The organism is Achromobacter arsenitoxydans SY8, from assembly GCF_000236785.1.
GTDB lineage: Bacteria > Pseudomonadota > Gammaproteobacteria > Burkholderiales > Burkholderiaceae_B > Achromobacter > Achromobacter arsenitoxydans.
This window is the reverse complement of sequence record NZ_AGUF01000040.1, coordinates 21,793-34,580: the sequence shown is the minus strand read 5'-3', so window position 1 is coordinate 34,580 and position 12,788 is coordinate 21,793. Positions and strand designations below refer to the sequence as shown.

Genomic DNA, 12,788 nt, shown 5'->3' with positions numbered 1-12,788 from the left:
GGCCCCAAGACCGGGGCCGCCGCGTAGCGCGTCCGGCCGCATGCCGTACGCGGGAGGACCGACCCGCATGCTGACCCAATCCACCGCCCTGATATGGCTGCTGCTGTTTTCCGGCGGGTTCGCCGCAGCCAGCGTGTTCTACACGCGGCGCAAGCGCAGCACGCTGGAAGACTACATCGTGGCGCGCAACAGCCAGGGCTCGATCGGCACGATCCTGACCCTGATGGCGTCCACGCTGGGCGCATGGATCCTGTTCTCGCCCGCGCAGGCCGCCACCTGGGGCGGCCTGGCGGCCGTGATCGGCTACGCGCTGGGCTCGATGTCGCCGCGCCTGGTCATGATTCCGCTGGGACGGCGCATGCGCGAACTGATTCCGCATGGACACACGCTGACCGAGTTCCTGATGGCGCGCTACGGTCGGCCCATGTACGGGCTGGCGCTCTTCATCATGCTGTTCTATCTGTTCATTGCGCTGTCGGCCGAAATCACCGCCATCGCCAAGCTGGTCGCCATGCTGGCGCCCGTGCCGCTGTGGGCTACCGCCGCCATCGTGATGGGCACGACCCTGCTCTACACCACCTACGGCGGGCTGCGTTCGTCCATTTTCACGGACCAGGTGCAGATGATGATCATCGTGCCGCTGCTGGTGGTGCTGTGCTTCGTCGGCTGGCAGGCGACCGGCGGCGTGCTGCCCACCGTCGAGGCGCTGCAGGCCAAGGCGCCGCAGCTCCTGGACCTGACCGATCCGGTCGGGGTGAAGGCGGGGCTGACCTTCTTCGTGGCCATCCTCTTGACCGGCATCTTCCACCAGGGCAACTGGCAACGCATCTACGCCGCGCGCGATGCGCGCACCATGCGCAACGGCTTTTTGCTGGGAGGCGCGCTGGTGGCGCCATTCATTTTCCTGATGGGGCTGTTCGGCCTGGCTTTTGTCGCGCTGGCGCCCGGGGGCGATAGCTCGATCGCGCTGTTCGGCGTCATCATGCCGCATGCGCCCGCCTGGTTCGTGATCGCCCTGATCCCGCTGGGCCTGTCCCTGGTTATGAGCACCGCCGACACCGCGATCAGCGCAGTGACCAGCATCATCGCGGTCGACCTGCGCCGCCTGATGCCCGACGCCCGGGCCGTGACCATGAAGCGCCTGGCGCGCTGGCTGGTGCTGCTGATGGCGATCCCGGTCATGATCGTGGCCTCGCAGGGCTACAGCGTGCTGTATCTGTTCCTGCTTGCCGACCTGCTGTGCTCGGCAGCCGCCTTCCCGGTGTTCTACGGCCTCTTCAGCCGCAAGCACGACGGCTTCACCGCCACTGCCGCCACAATTTCGGGCCTCATCGCCGGCCTGTTCTTCTTCCCCGCGCCGGGCGACAAGCCGACCTACCTGCTGGAATCCTTCCTGCTGGCGGCGTTTGTGCCGGTCGTGACGACGGTGCTGATCCGGTGCGTCATGCGGGGCAGGCAGGAATTCGACTTTTCGACCTTGAGCACCGCGGTGCGCAGGCTGGATCAGGAGCGGGTTTGACGCGGGGCGCGGGCCTGTTCGCAGGCCCGCAGAAACAAAAAAGCCTTGGAGCACTTTCGTGGTCCAAGGCTTTTCCGTCTGGAATTTGGTGGAGCGGAGGAGGATCGAACTCCCGACCTTCGCATTGCGAACGCGACGCTCTCCCAGCTGAGCTACCGCCCCAAATCAAGCAAGACCGCAAATATACAGAATCCGCCCGGTCCGCGCAACACGTCTGGCCGCAATATTTTTTCAGGCGAATTCCAGGGTGGCGATGACCGGCGCGTGGTCCGAGGGCTGCTCGTTGCGGCGCGGTTCCTTGTCGATCACGCAGGCCACGCAGCGCTTGACCAGCGGGGCGGACAGCAGGACATGGTCGATGCGCAGGCCGGCGTTGCGGCGGAACGCGAACTGGCGGTAGTCCCACCAGCTGAAGGACTTCTCGGGCTGCTCGAACAGGCGGAAAGAGTCGGTCAGGCCCAGGTCGATCAGGTCGCGCAGGGCGCGGCGCTCGGGCTCGGACACCAGCACCTGGCCTTCCCATTTTTCGGGATTGTGCACGTCTTCGTCGGCGGGGGCGACGTTATAGTCGCCCAGCACCGCCAGCCGGGGGTACTGCTTGATCTCTTCGGCCAGCCACTTGCGCATGGCCTCGAACCACTCCAGCTTGTAGGCGTACTTGTCCGACCCCACCGACTGGCCGTTGGGACAGTACGCGCACACGACGCGCACATCGCCCTCGGGGCTGGGGAAGGTCAGGGCCAGCACGCGCTGCTGGGGGTCTTCGTAACCGGGAATGTTGCGCACCATGGTCGTGCCCGGCACGCGCGAGATGATGGCCACGCCGTTGTAGGTCTTCTGGCCGGCCCAGACGGCGTGATAGCCGGCTTCCTTGAAGGCGGCCTCGGGGAACTTGTCGTCGGTGAGCTTGAGCTCCTGGATACACAGCACGTCGACGGGATTGGCGGCCAGCCAGTCCAGGACTTGTTGCAGGCGCACGTTCAGGGAGTTGACGTTCCAGGTGGCTAATTTCATGTTTTTTCGTAGACCGGTGATTGGTGCTGCTTCCAGCGCCTTTCAAAACCCGGTCTAGCTGCACATATGGCTACGATCCGGGGCACAGGCAGCTGGCGCGGAGGGCAAGGCCTGATGATACCTGCTTGCGTTGGGATCTATGGGGTGGCAGAACCTTTTGCCCGCCTGCTTTGCCTGGGTTATCGGAACCCGAGAGCGCAGTGCATCAAGTGATCTGGACTTGCGCAATCGCAGAGACAGACCTGCGGACAGTATCAATACTCCTCATCAGCTTGCACCCACGAACGCTAAAGAGGAGTAAGTCATGTTGAAAAATGGTTTTTACAAAGTCGATTTCGCGGCAAGTCTACCCGGCGCCGGAGGTATCGTCGTATTGGACGATGGCGTGATTCGAGGTGGTGATGATCAGATGATCTATAGCGGGACCTACGGAGTTACGGGATCCGATCCGAGCGTTCCAGCCAGCATGACTGCACTGCTCTCAGTCCGGGCGTATGTCAGGAACGCAAACAGCGTATTCAATACTGGATCGCAGCCTTTCAGCCTGACGCTTTCCGGGACAGGTGACGGAACTTCGTTTCAACTCGGTGGGCCTTCCCCTACTGGCGGCCCCGGCATTGTGATCACGGGGGCTTTCATAGCTCCGCTGGAGTTTTAATGTCTGGGTAAGTTCGTCTTTGAGCGGCATCTGCGATATTGGGGACCGCCGGCAGCCTCATTTCGCGAGAAGCCTCGGGGACGATGACTTCGTCCGGCGATATCCAGGAAGGCCGTGTTCCAACACGGCCTTTTTTTTGCGGCGCTTCAGCAATCTTGGGTTGTTCCTGGCAGGGTGGGGGCGCCTCAGATCTGGATCATTCCAAGACGGATGATATTTTCCATACTGAATATCGGACCAAACCTATTTCCGTATCAGGATTCGAAGCGCATCCTGGCTCTTCCGAATATCTGACGGAGCTGGTGATGTTTGAATGGGACTTTTTGCTCAACAGCCAACCTATGAGCAAGCTGAAAGGTCGCGGGCTTTCTGTCGACGCATTTTCCGGCAGGGAGGGGCACTTCAATGAGTGCGAGTCTGCATGTTTGCGTAACGTCGGGCCAATACCGGCCGGCAAGTACTACATCGTGGACCGTCCGTCGGGTGGGCTGCGGGGCGCCGTCAACACCTGGGTGGGTGGCCGGTGGGATTGGTTTGCTCTCTTTGCCCAAGACAGCAAGGTGGACGATTGGGTCTTTTGCCGCGAAGTCGAAAGGGGAAATTTTCGACTGCATCCCAAAGGTCGAAGGGGCATCAGTGAGGGCTGCATCACTGTAGAGCGTGAGTCAGACTTCACGGCGGTGCGCAAGATTTTGCTGAAAAGTGAAGGCGCTTCGATTCCGGGGTCTTCCCTCAAAGCCTATGGCATAGTGAATGTGCGATGCGCCAGGGCTTCATGATGCGCAGGCTTTTTCGCTGCTGTGTGCTGGTCATCTGGCTCATTATGTCCAGCCTTGGTTTGACCCTCTATTGGATCCGCGACACAAGTGCCTGGGCCCCCATTCCGCAATGGGTTTGGAAGCAGGTGAACCAGCGAGTAGAGGTTCGCTGTTGTGAACATGCCGCCGACGTGGAGTACCTGGTGGTATTTACCGCCGCGGCGTTGACTATGGTGGTGGCGACCGCATTGGTCTGGATTTTGATGCGCTGGCTGCGCGGGCGCAAGAGGCTGGTTCGTTAGTTGCTCCGGGCTTGCCGCAATAGCAAAGGCCCCGACATAACCGTCGGGGCCTTCCTGCCGAGCTATTCGCTGATGTGATTGAACTCGACAGAATCCGGCACGATGCCGCCGTGCCGCAATCTGCCGTCGATATCCTCGCGGTCGGCGGCGGGATCATTCACTTCGGGCAGATCCAGCCAGTTTGCCAGTTCGCGCTTGGCTTGCAGCGTGTCCGAAATTCCGCCATCGACGAGCGCCACGCCTTCGCTGCCGTCGAGCTTACGGTAGGTGATGTGCGTCTTCATCATGCCTCCTGACTTGCGGTCGATCCGCTTTTCAACCGTAACACGAGAGGCTGGTCGTTTATGCCGGGCTTAATGCTGATGAGCAGGTCAGCCTTTGACCAGCCCCCCATCCACGATCAGGTTCTGCCCCGTCACGGCGCGCGACCAGGGGCAGGCGAAGAACAGCACCGCGTCGGCGAACTGTTCCGGGGTGGTGACTTCGCGCAGCGGCGTGCCGGCGGCGATCATGTCGAAGACCGCGTCGGGCGTGGCCGCCGACGCGTCGGTGGTGCGCAGCAGGCCGCCCGACACCATGTTGACGGTGATGCCGTCCGCGCCCAGTTCGTGCGACAGGGTGCGGGTGAAGGCCAGCAGTGCGGCCTTGGCGGCGGTGTAGTCGTGGTAGGGCACCACGGGGTTCTGGACCAGGTTGGTGCCCACGTTGATGATGCGGCCGCCGCCGGCGGCGCGCATGCCGGGCAGGGCGGCTTGCGTGGTGTTGAGCGCCGCGCGCACGCTGCCTTCGATCTGGGCGTTCATCTGGGCCCAGTCGAGCGTGTCGGCGTGGGGGCGGGCGTCGCCGTTGAACTGGAAGGCGGGCAGGGCGTTGTTGACGATGGTGCTTACCGGCTGGCCGAAGTGCTGGCTGGCGCGGGCGACCATGGCGGCGACGGCGGCGGGGTCGCGCACGTCGGCCTGCACGGCCAGCGCGCGGTCCGGGGCGGCGGCGGCCAGCGCCTCTGCGCGGTCGGCGCTGTTCAGGTAGTTGACGACGACCTTCGCGCCTTCGCGCAGAAAGGCCCGCGCGATGGCGGCGCCCAGGCCGCGGCTGGCGCCGGTGACGATGACGAGCTGCTGGTCCAGGTTCAGTTGGGGGCGTTGCGTAGACATGAGGGTACGGCTTCCTGCTTAGTGTTCCGTGCCGCTGTTGAGCATGCGGCTGCGGGCTTTCTCGATGTGGGCGCGCATGACGTTGCGCGCGCCCTCGGCGTCCTGATCGCGGATCAGTCTGTAGATATGGCGGTGTTCGTCGATGGCGGCGCGCGTGCGTTTCCAGGGTTCGCTGTGGACCAGGTGGCGCATGACGTTCACGGCGTGGCTGACGTCGTATTCCAGCGACTTGAGCACCTGGACGAAGCGCTGGTTGCCGGTGGCGGCGGCGATGGCGCGGTGAAAGCCGTAGTCGTGGTGATGCGCGATGGCGCCGGACGCGTCGGCCTCTTCGTAGCCGGTGAGCATGCGGTCCATTTCCTGCAGGTCGTCGCTGCTGCGGCGCAGGGCGGCCAGGTGTGCGCATTCGGGTTCGATCACCATCCGCAATTCCAGGCCTTCCAGGATGTGGCCGACCCGGCGCGCGGGGTCCACCGCCGGCATGCCGCCCATCAGGTCGGGCTTGGATTTGACGTAGGTGCCGGAGCCGCGGATGGAATCCACCAGTTGGTCTTCGCGCAGGCGGTCCAGCGCCTGGCGCACGACGGGGCGCGACACCTCGAACAGCGCGGCCAGTTCCAGTTCCGTCGGCAGCTTGTTGCCCGGGGCGATCTTGCCGGTGGCGATGGCGTAGAACAGGCTTTCGTAGACGCGCTCGGCGAAGCGCTCGGCGCGCACATAGCCCAGGCCGGAAGCCACCTCGGCCAGCACGTCCAGTTCCGGACGGGGGCGGGTGGCCGCGGCCAGCAGCGATTCAAGCTGCGGGTCACGCACATTGCTCATGAGGCGCGCTCCTAGTCATTATGGGCAGGGTTGTCATCAGACCGTACAAACCCGGCGGGGCAATAAGCCCCTGAAATATTAGGGATAACCCCATCATTCAAAAAAATATCCTGAAGCTTGGGACAAAAGCTGTCAATCCAATTGACAAGTTCTGGCGGGCTCCCGTACCTTGGCAGGCAAACCACAACGCCCGCGCGCACGACGCGCCGGCGGCGCAACCGGCCCAGCCGCCGCGAGCGCCTGGAGACCACCCCAATTCCCGCAACCGGCCGTCCGGCCGCTACTTTACTCCGCACATCGTGACTCAGAAGAACTTTATCGCCAACCAATGGGTGGCCGCGGCCACCGGTGAAACCATTCCCGTCCTGAACCCGTCCGATGGCAAGCCTTTCGAGGCAATCGCCCGTTCGAACGAAGCCGACGTGGACAGCGCCGTGCAGGCCGCCCGCGCCGCCTTCGAAGGCGAGTGGGGGCAGATGGCGCCGGCGGCGCGCAGCCGCCTGTTGATGCGCATCGCCTTTGCCCTGCTGGACCGCCAGGAAGAACTGGCGCAGCTGGAGTCGGCCGACACCGGCAAGCCCATCAAGCAGGCCCGCGCCGACGCCGCCGCCGTGGCGCGCTATTTCGAGTTCTACGCCGGCGCGGTGGACAAGCTGCACGGCGAGACCATTCCGTACACCCCGGGCTTCACCGTGCTGACCGTGCGCGAAGCGCATGGCGTGACCGGCCACATCGTGCCCTGGAACTACCCGCTGCAAATTTTCGGCCGCAGTGTCGGCGCCGCGCTGGCCGCGGGCAACGCCTGCGTGGTCAAGCCCGCCGAGGACGCCTGCCTGTCGCTGCTGAAGCTGGCTGAGATCGCCGCCGAAGTGGGCCTGCCCGCCGGCGCGCTGAACATCGTCACGGGCTACGGCCACGAAGCGGGCGCCGCGCTGTCCGCGCATCCCGGCATCGACCACATCTCGTTCACCGGTTCGCCGCAGACGGGCAAGATGGTTGCGCACGCCGCCGCCGAAAACCACGTGCCCGTCACGCTGGAACTGGGCGGCAAGTCGCCGCAGATCGTGTTTGACGACGCCGACCTGGACGCAGCAATGCCGGTGCTGCTGGCCGCCATCATCCAGAACGCCGGCCAGACCTGCTCGGCCGGCAGCCGCGTGCTGATCCAGCGCGGCGTGTACGAGACCGTGCTCAAGCGCCTGTCCGACGCGTTCTCGGCCACCGTCACCGGCCCGGCCGCCGCCGACCTGGACGTGGGCCCGCTGATCAACGCCCGCCAGCAGGACCGCGTGCGCGGCTTCCTGGCGGAAGCGGAAGCGCAAGGCATGAAGGTCGCCGCGCGCGGCAAGCTCAAGGACGGCACGCCGGACGCGGGCTTCTACCAGCCGCCCGTGCTGTTCCGCGACGTGCCGCCGGACAGCCGCCTGGCGCAGGAAGAAGTCTTTGGTCCGGTGCTGGCCGCCATGGTGTTCGACACCGAGGAAGAGGCGCTGGAAATCGCCAATGGCACGCTGTATGGCCTGGTGGCCGGCGTCTGGACGCGCGACGGCGGCCGCCAGCTGCGCCTGGCCCGCAAGCTGCGCGCCGGGCAGGTGTTCATCAACAACTACGGCGCGGGCGGCGGCGTGGAACTGCCGTTCGGCGGTTCGCGCCAGTCGGGCTACGGCCGTGAAAAGGGCTTCGAGGCGCTGTACGGCTTCACCACCCTGAAGACCATCGCCATCCGCCACTGATCCGCGTGCGGGCGGCGGCCCCGGGCAAAATATCGGTTAACGTTGATGTTTTGCTTCCGGGGCTTGCCGCCCCGCATTCAGGATCCGTATGTTCACCGGTATTGTTCAAGGCACCGCGAAGATCGCCAAGATCGCGGATCGCGAAGGCCTGCGCACCTTCACGCTGGATTTCCCCCCTGGTTTCTGCGTTGACCTGGCCATCGGCGCCAGCGTGTCGACCGACGGTGTCTGCCTGACCGTTACTGAAATCCTGTCCGAGAACCAGGCCACCTTCGACGTCATGCTGCAAAGCCTGGCGATCACCACGCTGGGCGGCTACGCCGAAGGCGACCGCGCCAACGTCGAGCGCGCGGCCAAGGACGGCGCCGAGATCGGCGGCCATCCGCTGTCGGGGCATGTGGACTTCACGTCGGAAGTGCTGATGGTGAAGTCGTCGGACACCAACCGCTTGATGCGCTTCAGCATTCCCGAAGCTTTCCGCAAGTACGTGTTTGCCAAGGGCTATATCGCCATCAACGGCGCCAGCCTGACCGTGTCGGAAGTGAATCGCGCCGAAGGCTGGTTCGAGGTATGGCTGATCCCCGAAACGCGCCGCATGACGGTCTTCGAGGACAAGCAGGCGGGCGATCTGGTCAATATCGAGATCGAGCGCAGCACGCAGGTCGTGGTCGACACCGTGCGCGAAACCGTCCAGGAAAGCCTGGGCCGGCTGCAGCCGCTGCTGGAAGCCATCTTGAAGGAAAAGGGGCTGACGCTGGAAGATTTCGTCAGCCCGCAGGGCAAGCTGAAGTAGGCATGGCCGCCCGCGCCTGGCGGGGCGCCACTGGCGCGCCCGCTGGCCTGGCGGCTTAGTTTGCCGCGAACGGCCGTCCCAGCGGCCGCACCCGCATGCCCGGCGCCAGGCGCGTCCAGGGCAGGTCGGCCGGATCGGCCTGCATCGGCCCCGGCGCCTTGGCCACCAGCACCTCGTGCGCGATGGGCTGGAAGTCCGCCCGGAAGTGCACCGAACTCTTCACCACCAGGATGCCCATTTCCTCGGGCTGCACGCCGCCCACGCGGAACAGGTTGCGGTCCAGCATCTGCGCCTTGCCGGCGCTGGCCACCACGCGCACGCCGCCGATCCGCAGGGTGGCGACCGCGCCCAGGTCCACGTCCATGCCGTTCATCATCGGCCCGTCAAAGCGCAGCTTGCCGGGCGACAGCATTTCGACCACGAATTCGCCTTCGAAGGCGGCATCGCCCGCCACGCCGGACTGTCCGCCCAGGCTCAGCTTTACAGTGGCGCCCACGCCCGCGCTCGTCGCCTGGCGCACCGCGTCCGGATCATAGAAAAGGCCCAGCGCCGCATTCTGCGCGTCGGCCTGCACCAGCGCACGCAGCATGCCGGTCGTGTTGGCGTCGCCGCCCGCGCCCGGGTTGTCCTGCGTGTCGGCAATCACCACGGGGCGCGACGCATCCGCCGCCAGCGTTTGCGCGCGGCGCACGGCGTCGGCCGGCGCCAGGAAATCGGGCGACCATTCCGGTTCCAGCGCCAGCACGCGCGCATAGAGCGTTTCGGTCACTTGCTCCACTGCGGCGGCGTCCGTGCCGTAGGCCCACACGACCGGACCGCATTCCGGGAAGTCCGCGGCGGGAAAGCCCGGCGCGAACGAGATCGAAGCCACTCCCGGCGTCTGCTCCAGCCGCCCGAGCATTTCGTACACGCCCTGCGAGGGTTGCAGCATCGTGCACATGCCGTTGATCGGGATCAGGAAGGGCAGGCGGCGTTCGCTGCGCTTCCATTGCGTGCCGGCCTGGAGGCGCGCAAGCAGCAGGCGTGCGGCCTGTACGCCGGTGTCGGCCATGTCCACATGCGGGTAGGTGCGGAACGCCACCAGGCCGTCGGCCATTTCCAGCATGCGGGCGGTGACGTTCGCGTGCAGGTCCAGGCTGGCCACGACGGGCACGTCAGGGCCCACGATGTCGCGCACGCGGGCCAGCAGTTCGCCTTCGCCGTCGTCCAGGTGTTCGGTAACCATCGCGCCGTGCAGATCCAGGTAGACGGCGTCATGGCCGCCTGCACGGACCGCGTCCAGGATCTCGCCAGCGATGCGTTCGTAGGCGTCTTGCGTCACGTGGGCCGACGGGCTGGCGCCCGCCCAGATCACGGTCTGCACTGTGTGGCCCTCGGCCATCACGGCATTGATGAATCCGCCCGCCGGGATGTTGACCTCGCGCAGCGCCAGCATGTCCGCGCCCCGCACCATTGCCGGAAAGCCTTCGCCGCGGATGAAGTTTTCGTATCCGGCCTTGGACGGCGCGAAGGTATTCGTTTCATGCTGGAAGCCAGCAACCAGAATATGCATGATTGATTCCTGTCGAGTTGGACTTCAGGCGCGCGCGGGCGCGGGTTTGTCGGGCGTGGCCTGGGGCGGGCGGTTGACCAGGAGGAGCAGGGCGCCCGCCACCAGCAGGGCCGAAATCACATACAGGCCGCCGGACAGGGATCCGGTGGCCTGCTTGGACCAGCCGATGATAGACGGACTGAGAAAACCGCCCAACAGGCCGATGCTGTTGATGAGCGCGATGCCGCCGGCCGCCGCCTCGCCTTTCAGGTACTGCGACGGGATGGCCCAGAACACGGTGTAGGCGGCCCACATGAATCCCGTGGCCAGGGTGATGGCCGACAGCGACAGGGCGAACTGCGTGGGCGCGGCGGTCGCCACGCACAGCGAGATGCCGGCCAGCAGGGCTGGCGCCAGGGTGTGCCAGCGCCGCTCCTGCATCCGGTCGGAACTGCGCGCGAACCACAGCATGAAGGCGGCGGCGCACAGATACGGGATTGCGGAATACAGGCCGATCTCCATCGTGTCCTGCACGCCGGCGATCTTGAGCAGGGTCGGCAGCCAGAAGCTGACCGCATAGATGCCGCAGATCAGACAGAAGTAGGTGAGGGCCATGCCGTAGATGGCCGGGTCGCGCAGGACCTGCGCGAAGGCGTGCTTTTTCTGCGCGCCGCGCGATTCCAGGTCGGCCGCCAGCAGCGCCTTTTCGTCGGCGCTGAGCCAGCGCGCCTCGGCGGGCTTGTCGTCCAGGAAGTAGAACGCGACCACGCCCAGCAGCACGCAGGGCAGGCCTTCCAGCAGGAACATCCACTGCCAGCCTTCCAGGCCGTGCGCGCCCGAGAAGGCCGTCATGATCCAGGCGGACGCCGGCCCGCCGATGATGCCGCCGATGGGGCCGGCCAGCATCACCACCGCCATGACGCCCGCCATGCGCGACTGCGAATACCAGTAGGTCAGGTAGAAAATCATGCCCGGCGCGAAGCCCGCCTCGAACACGCCCAGCATGAAGCGCAGGATGTAGAAGCTCCATTCGCCCTGCACGAACAGCATTGATGCCGACGTCAGGCCCCACAGCACCATGATGCGGCTGATGGTGCGGCGCGCGCCGATGCGCGTCAGCAGCAGGTTGCTGGGCACTTCGAACATCACGTAGCCCAGGAAGAAGATGCCCGCGCCCAGTCCGTAGACGGCGTCGGATATCCCCACGTCCTGCTGCATCTGCAGCTTGGCGAAGCCGATGTTGATGCGGTCCAGGTAGGCAAAGACGTAGCACAGCAGCAGGAACGGCAGCAGGCGCCACGTGATCTTGCGGTATAGCGGGGCCAGGCGCGGGTCTGCGCCCGGCATGGTTGGATTCGGCATTGCTTGTCTCCTCTGGCGGTTCTTGCGCCCGCGGTGGCATGGGATGGCGCCGGCGTTGCCGGCGGCGCCCATATTGGGAGACAGCCGCGTTCCAGACAATGACCTGGGTGATAATTATCGTTGCCTTGCGGGCAACGCTCAGGGCAACGCTCAAGGCGATGCTTAAGGCGATGCGTCAATCAACGGCCAATGCGCGCCGCGCGACAGGAACAAGGGAATGCAGGAAATCAGCCAGGTCCGCCTGAAGTACTTCCACGAGGTCATGGCCTGCGGCTCGATCCGCGGCGCGGCCGACAAGCTCGATACGGCGGCCTCGGTCATCAGCCGCCAGATTCAGCTCCTGGAAAAGCAGCTCGGCGTGCAGCTCTTCGAGCGCCGCGCGCGCGGGCTGGCGCCCACCGAGGCGGCGGACATGCTGCTGGAATACCACCGGGGCTGCCGCGCCCAGCATGAGCACCTGAACGCGCGCCTGCAGGAACTGCGCGGCATGCAGCGCGGCAACGTGCACCTGATGATCAGCGAGGGCTTCATCGACAGCCTGATGGAGCACGTGATCGCCCCGTTCTGCGTCGAATATCCGCAGATCAACATCAGCGTCAACGTGGGGTCGGTGAACGAAGTGGTGGAAGCCGTGGCGACCGACGCCGCGCATATCGGGCTGGCCTATAACCCGCCCGTGGATCCGCGGCTGCGCTGCCGCGTCAGCCGCAAGCATCCGGTCTGCCTGCTGGCCGCGCCCGGCCACGAACTGGCGAAGCGGCGCGCGCCGCTCACCATCGCGGACATACTGCCGTACCCGTTTGCGCTGATGTCCGCGCCCTACGGCCTGCGCCAGGCGGTGGACCTGCTGGAATTCACCGAGCGCATCCACCTGACCCCCAGCCTCACCACGAATTCGCTGCGAGTGCTCAAGCAATACGCGCTGGGCGGCGCCGGCGTTACGCTGATGCCCAACCTGGGCGTGCACCGCGAACTTGCCAGCGGCGAGCTTGTGGCGCTGGAGATCGCCCATCCCATCCTGAGCGCGCCGGAATGCCAGGCCCTGCTGCGCCTGGGGCGGCCACTGTCGTCGGCCGCCGACGAGGTGATACGCAGGATCGAGCAGCGCCTGCCGGCGTTCGCCAGCGCCTGACGGAACGCAG

13 protein-coding genes and 1 tRNA gene are annotated in these 12,788 nt (G+C 65.5%); 7 read left to right on the top strand and 7 right to left on the bottom strand.

The window, feature by feature from the left end; genetic code table 11:
- Positions 1 to 67: 67 nt before the first annotated feature.
- Positions 68 to 1,519: a sodium:solute symporter family protein gene (locus KYC_RS09670; protein WP_008161455.1), complete on the top strand. Its 1,452-nt coding sequence runs from the start codon at positions 68 to 70 to the stop codon at positions 1,517 to 1,519.
- Positions 1,520 to 1,605: 86 nt separating this feature from the next.
- On the opposite strand, the gene KYC_RS09665 is transcribed toward KYC_RS09670, so the two are convergent.
- Positions 1,606 to 1,681: transfer RNA gene (locus KYC_RS09665), tRNA-Ala, on the bottom strand.
- Positions 1,682 to 1,750: 69 nt separating this feature from the next.
- Positions 1,751 to 2,533 carry an exodeoxyribonuclease III gene (gene xth / locus KYC_RS09660; RefSeq protein ID WP_008161454.1) on the bottom strand — a complete coding sequence of 261 codons (783 nt, stop codon included), beginning with the start codon at positions 2,531 to 2,533 and terminating at the stop codon, positions 1,751 to 1,753.
- Positions 2,534 to 2,837: 304 nt separating this feature from the next.
- On the opposite strand from xth, the gene KYC_RS28630 reads away from it, so the two are divergent.
- The 3 genes from KYC_RS28630 to KYC_RS09655 all read left to right on the top strand — a co-directional run bounded on the left by KYC_RS28630 (position 2,838) and on the right by KYC_RS09655 (position 4,251).
- On the top strand, positions 2,838 to 3,191 hold the full coding sequence (locus tag KYC_RS28630; RefSeq protein ID WP_081478011.1) for a GrlR family regulatory protein: 354 nt from the start codon (positions 2,838 to 2,840) through the stop codon (positions 3,189 to 3,191).
- An 83-nt stretch (positions 3,192 to 3,274) separates the two neighbouring features.
- A complete protein-coding gene (locus tag KYC_RS28625) occupies positions 3,275 to 3,970 on the top strand; it encodes a DUF2778 domain-containing protein (RefSeq protein WP_238531906.1) in 696 nt (231 codons plus the stop codon).
- Entirely contained in the window at positions 3,952 to 4,251 is a 300-nt protein-coding gene (locus KYC_RS09655) for a hypothetical protein (RefSeq protein ID WP_008161452.1), read from the top strand. Before KYC_RS28625 ends, KYC_RS09655 begins: the two co-directional genes overlap by 19 nt.
- Positions 4,252 to 4,313: 62 nt before the next feature.
- On the opposite strand, the gene KYC_RS09650 is transcribed toward KYC_RS09655, so the two are convergent.
- The 3 genes from KYC_RS09650 to KYC_RS09640 all read right to left on the bottom strand — a co-directional run bounded on the left by KYC_RS09650 (position 4,314) and on the right by KYC_RS09640 (position 6,227).
- Positions 4,314 to 4,538: a hypothetical protein gene (locus KYC_RS09650; RefSeq protein WP_008161451.1), complete on the bottom strand. Its 225-nt coding sequence runs from the start codon at positions 4,536 to 4,538 to the stop codon at positions 4,314 to 4,316.
- Between the two features lie 84 nt (positions 4,539 to 4,622).
- The gene (locus KYC_RS09645; protein WP_008161450.1) at positions 4,623 to 5,405 is read right to left on the bottom strand and encodes a 3-oxoacyl-ACP reductase; all 783 of its coding nucleotides are present in this window, start codon (positions 5,403 to 5,405) and stop codon (positions 4,623 to 4,625) included.
- A gap of 18 nt (positions 5,406 to 5,423) precedes the next feature.
- Entirely contained in the window at positions 5,424 to 6,227 is an 804-nt protein-coding gene (locus KYC_RS09640) for a FadR/GntR family transcriptional regulator (RefSeq protein ID WP_008161449.1), read from the bottom strand.
- Positions 6,228 to 6,523: 296 nt separating this feature from the next.
- Between KYC_RS09640 and KYC_RS09635 the strand changes: the two genes are divergently transcribed.
- Both KYC_RS09635 and KYC_RS09630 read left to right on the top strand, forming a co-directional pair.
- Entirely contained in the window at positions 6,524 to 7,960 is a 1,437-nt protein-coding gene (locus KYC_RS09635; RefSeq protein WP_167310243.1) for an aldehyde dehydrogenase family protein, read from the top strand.
- A gap of 88 nt (positions 7,961 to 8,048) precedes the next feature.
- Positions 8,049 to 8,753, top strand: a complete 705-nt coding sequence (locus KYC_RS09630; RefSeq protein ID WP_008161447.1) for a riboflavin synthase — start codon at positions 8,049 to 8,051, stop codon at positions 8,751 to 8,753.
- Positions 8,754 to 8,808: 55 nt separating this feature from the next.
- Here the strand turns inward: KYC_RS09630 and KYC_RS09625 are convergent, their stop codons facing one another.
- Both KYC_RS09625 and KYC_RS09620 read right to left on the bottom strand, forming a co-directional pair.
- The gene (locus KYC_RS09625; RefSeq protein WP_008161446.1) at positions 8,809 to 10,305 is read right to left on the bottom strand and encodes a M81 family metallopeptidase; all 1,497 of its coding nucleotides are present in this window, start codon (positions 10,303 to 10,305) and stop codon (positions 8,809 to 8,811) included.
- A gap of 24 nt (positions 10,306 to 10,329) precedes the next feature.
- The gene (locus KYC_RS09620; RefSeq protein WP_008161445.1) at positions 10,330 to 11,646 is read right to left on the bottom strand and encodes an MFS transporter; all 1,317 of its coding nucleotides are present in this window, start codon (positions 11,644 to 11,646) and stop codon (positions 10,330 to 10,332) included.
- Between the two features lie 217 nt (positions 11,647 to 11,863).
- Between KYC_RS09620 and KYC_RS09615 the strand changes: the two genes are divergently transcribed.
- Positions 11,864 to 12,778 carry a LysR family transcriptional regulator gene (locus KYC_RS09615; RefSeq protein WP_008161444.1) on the top strand — a complete coding sequence of 305 codons (915 nt, stop codon included), beginning with the start codon at positions 11,864 to 11,866 and terminating at the stop codon, positions 12,776 to 12,778.
- Positions 12,779 to 12,788 lie beyond the last annotated feature (10 nt).

Coding starts and splice junctions, on each gene's coding strand:
- KYC_RS09650 (WP_008161451.1), bottom strand. CDS start 4,538: ATGATGAAGACGCACATCACCTACCGTAAGCTCGACGGCAGCGAAGGC.
- KYC_RS28630 (WP_081478011.1), top strand. CDS start 2,838: ATGTTGAAAAATGGTTTTTACAAAGTCGATTTCGCGGCAAGTCTACCC.
- KYC_RS09640 (WP_008161449.1), bottom strand. CDS start 6,227: ATGAGCAATGTGCGTGACCCGCAGCTTGAATCGCTGCTGGCCGCGGCC.
- KYC_RS09630 (WP_008161447.1), top strand. CDS start 8,049: ATGTTCACCGGTATTGTTCAAGGCACCGCGAAGATCGCCAAGATCGCG.
- KYC_RS09645 (WP_008161450.1), bottom strand. CDS start 5,405: ATGTCTACGCAACGCCCCCAACTGAACCTGGACCAGCAGCTCGTCATC.
- xth (WP_008161454.1), bottom strand. CDS start 2,533: ATGAAATTAGCCACCTGGAACGTCAACTCCCTGAACGTGCGCCTGCAA.
- KYC_RS09670 (WP_008161455.1), top strand. CDS start 68: ATGCTGACCCAATCCACCGCCCTGATATGGCTGCTGCTGTTTTCCGGC.
- KYC_RS09615 (WP_008161444.1), top strand. CDS start 11,864: ATGCAGGAAATCAGCCAGGTCCGCCTGAAGTACTTCCACGAGGTCATG.
- KYC_RS09625 (WP_008161446.1), bottom strand. CDS start 10,305: ATGCATATTCTGGTTGCTGGCTTCCAGCATGAAACGAATACCTTCGCG.
- KYC_RS09620 (WP_008161445.1), bottom strand. CDS start 11,646: ATGCCGAATCCAACCATGCCGGGCGCAGACCCGCGCCTGGCCCCGCTA.
- KYC_RS09655 (WP_008161452.1), top strand. CDS start 3,952: ATGCGCCAGGGCTTCATGATGCGCAGGCTTTTTCGCTGCTGTGTGCTG.
- KYC_RS28625 (WP_238531906.1), top strand. CDS start 3,275: ATGACTTCGTCCGGCGATATCCAGGAAGGCCGTGTTCCAACACGGCCT.